At 71.8% G+C, this 3,068-nt stretch carries 4 protein-coding genes; 1 reads left to right on the forward strand and 3 read right to left on the reverse strand.

Annotation, left to right across the window (positions count from 1 at the left end):
* The coding region (locus C1I98_RS42245; RefSeq protein ID WP_158558361.1) for a hypothetical protein at positions 1 to 442 on the forward strand (442 nt) is incomplete at its 5' end.
* Between the two features lie 4 nt (positions 443 to 446).
* On the opposite strand, the gene kynU is transcribed toward C1I98_RS42245, so the two are convergent.
* The 3 genes from kynU to C1I98_RS37180 form a co-directional block, all read right to left on the reverse strand.
* Positions 447 to 1,652, reverse strand: coding sequence for a kynureninase (kynU, locus tag C1I98_RS37170; protein WP_111171951.1), 1,206 nt, complete (start codon positions 1,650 to 1,652; stop codon positions 447 to 449).
* Between the two features lie 29 nt (positions 1,653 to 1,681).
* Complete coding sequence (locus tag C1I98_RS37175) at positions 1,682 to 2,197, reverse strand: 3-hydroxyanthranilate 3,4-dioxygenase (protein WP_111171952.1); 516 nt, start codon at positions 2,195 to 2,197, stop codon at positions 1,682 to 1,684.
* 72 nt (positions 2,198 to 2,269) lie between these two features.
* A partial coding sequence (locus C1I98_RS37180; RefSeq protein ID WP_146607876.1) for an aldehyde dehydrogenase family protein occupies positions 2,270 to 3,068 on the reverse strand: 799 nt, incomplete at its 5' end.

A 3,068-nucleotide genomic window follows, 5' to 3' on the forward strand; every position in this document is an offset into this window, starting at 1 on the left:
CTCCGAGGGCGAGACCTCCCCCAAGCCGACGAAGACCCCCAGCCCGTCACCCGCCAAGCCGTCCTTCATCCACGAGGGCCCGGTGCGCCCCGACGCCATGCGCTGCCGCGAGCCCTGGCTGGTGGTGGCCAAGGCCGGGATCGCGATGCGCCCCTGCATCCGGGTCAAGGACGGCGTTCTCGCCGTGATGGGACAGGTGCGCGGCTCCAAGGGCGTCACCGCCGACGCCCACGTCGAGCTGTGGCGGCCGGGCGTCGGCACGATGCTCGGACCCTACGTCTGCAACGGCCTGCGCTTCACCTACGACGGCCAGATCAGGACCTGCGGCTGGTTCAAGGTGGACCCGCCGGACGGCGCGACCTACCAGGCCAGGCAGCGGTGGCGGCTGTCCGGCAAGGGCGACTTCAGCGGCGGCGCGCAGTCGGCCGGGCTGGCCTGGTAGCGGCTCACGTCACCGCCAGGCGGCGGGTGTAGCGCTCGTCGTGCCACGGTTCGGCGGCGAAGACCTCGGTCAGCGCGGTCGCGGCGTCGTAGACGTCGACGTACCGCAAATACAGCGGCGCGAACCCGAACCGCAGGATGTCCGGGGCGCGGAAGTCGCCCTGCACGCCGCGTTCGGCCAGCGCGCGGATGACCGGGTAGCCGTGCGGATGGCGGAAGGACACCTGGCTGCCGCGCCGCGCGGGCTCGCGCGGGGTGGCCACCCGCAGGTCCGGGTGCGCCTGCTCGGACAGCTCGATGAACAGCGACGTCAGCGCGAGGCTCTTGGCGCGGACCGCGGCGAGGTCGGCCCGCTCCCAGATCTCCATCGCGGCGTCGAGCGCGGCGAACGACAGGACGTGCGGGGTGCTCACCGCGAATCCGCGGATGCCCTCGGCCGGGCGGAAGGACGGCTCGAAGGCGAACGGCTCGGCGTGGGCGTACCAGCCGGTCAGCGCGTTGCGCGCGGTGCCGTGGTGGCGCGGGTTGACGTACAGGAAGGCGGGGGACCCCGGGCCGCCGTTGAGGTACTTGTAGGTGCAGCCGACCGCGAAATCCGCGGCCGAGACGTCCACGGGGAACGCGCCGACGCTGTGGCACACGTCCCACACCATCAGCGCGCCCGCCGCCTGGACCCGCGCGGTCACCTCGGCGACGTCGCGGCGCTCGCCGGTGCTGTAGACCACCTCCGACAGCAGCACCGCGGCCACGTCGTCGCCGACATAGGGCCAGTCGCGTATCTCGTAGCCGTCCAGCAGGGCGGCCAGGCCCTCGGCGATGTAGCGGTCGGTGGGGAACTCCCCGAGGTCGGCGACGATCACCCGGCGGTCCGGGCGCAGCTTGAGCGCGGCGGCGAGCGCCTGGAAGACCGCGATGGAGGTGGTGTTGCCGGCCACCACCTGGCCCGGCCCCGCGCCGATCAGCGGCGCGATCCGGTCGCCCATGGCCAGCGGCTGCGCGTACCAGCCGGCGGTGTTCCAGCCGCCGACCAGCTCGCCGCCCCACTCCCGCTCGACCGCACGCGCGACCCGGGCCGCCGCGCTCTTGGGCGCCGCGCCGAGCGAGTTGCCCGCCAGGTAGATCCGGTCGTCGGGCAGGGTGAACTCGGCGCGGAAACCGGCGAGCGGGTCCGTGGCGTCCAGGGCCTGGCATTCGTCGCGGGACAGGGTCATGCGTGTTCCTCCGGTGCGTGGGTCACCCGTCAGCCCTTGCCGGGGTGGTAGGCCCCGCAGGCGCCGCAGGTACGGGCCTTGTCGTCGGCGTAGAACGCCTCGAAGACCGGCGGCAGGTCCACGACGATGTCGCGTACCTGCAACTCCACCTCGTGGACCATGTTCCCGCACTCCTGGCAGTACCACTGGAAGCGCTCCAGCGTGCCCTCCGGCCTGACCTTCTCCACCAGGAAGCCGATCGAACCGGGCTCGGGGCGCTGCGGCGAGTGGGGCAGGCCATGCGGCAGCAGCCACATCTGGCCTTCGCGGATGTGGACGGTGTCGGGGCCCTGCGGTGTGATGACGTTGACGTGCATGTTGCCGCGGACCTGGTAGAACAGCTCCTCGTAGGGGTCCACGTGGTAGTCGGTGCGGGCGTTGGGGCCGCCGACGACCATGACGACCAGGTCGTCCGCGCCCTCGAAGATCACCTTGTTGCCGACCGGCGGTTTGAGCAGGTGGGCGTGCTCGTCGATCCACTTCGTGAAGTCGATGGGCGGGATCATGGGTCCTCCGCTGCGGGTATGCCGTAAGTCTCGTTTTATCCGGCAAAGTCGGACATATCAACCAGGTCCGGCTCACTCATCGGCGTCCTCCAGCTTCACGGTCACCGTGGAGGGCTCGGAGTAGAAGTCCAGCGAGTGGACGCCGCCCTCCCGGCCGATCCCGGACAGCCGCAGCCCGCCGAACGGCGTGCGCAGGTCGCGCAGGAACCAGGTGTTGACCCACACCAGCCCGGCCTGGACGGCGGCGGCCACCCGGTGCGCCCGGGACAGGTCGCGCGTCCACACCGTGGCGGCCAGGCCGTACCGGCTGTCGTTGGCCAGCGCGACCGCCTCGGCCTCAGTGTCGAACGGCGTGATGTGGCACACCGGCCCGAAGATCTCCTCCTGGTTCACCCGCGAACTCTGCGGCAGGCCGGTGAGCACGGTGGGCTCGACGTGGTAGCCGCCCTCCACCCAGGGCGGGACACCGCCCCCGGCCAGGACCTCCGCGCCCTCGGACGCCGCGAGCCGGTAGTAGGACAGCACCTTCTCGCGGTGACCGGCGGAGATCATCGGCATCGGTTCGCGCTCGCGGGACAGCTCCTGGGCGCGCCTGGCCAGCCGCCCGGCGAACTCCTGGAAGATCGGCCGCTCGACGTACAGCCGTTCGGTGCACAGGCAGACCTGGCCGCCGTTGGTGAACACCGAGCGCACCGAGCCCTCCACGGCGGCGTCGAGGCGGGCGTCGGCGAAGATCAGCCCGGCGTTCTTGCCGCCCAGCTCGAAGGAGATCGGCTTGACGCCGTCGGCGACGGTCCGCATGATCGCCGATCCGGTACGGCTCTCGCCGGTGAACGTCACGCCGTCCACCCCCGGATGCCCGGCCAGGAAC

This window comes from Spongiactinospora gelatinilytica (assembly GCF_003236385.1).
GTDB classification, from domain to species: domain Bacteria; phylum Actinomycetota; class Actinomycetes; order Streptosporangiales; family Streptosporangiaceae; genus Spongiactinospora; species Spongiactinospora gelatinilytica.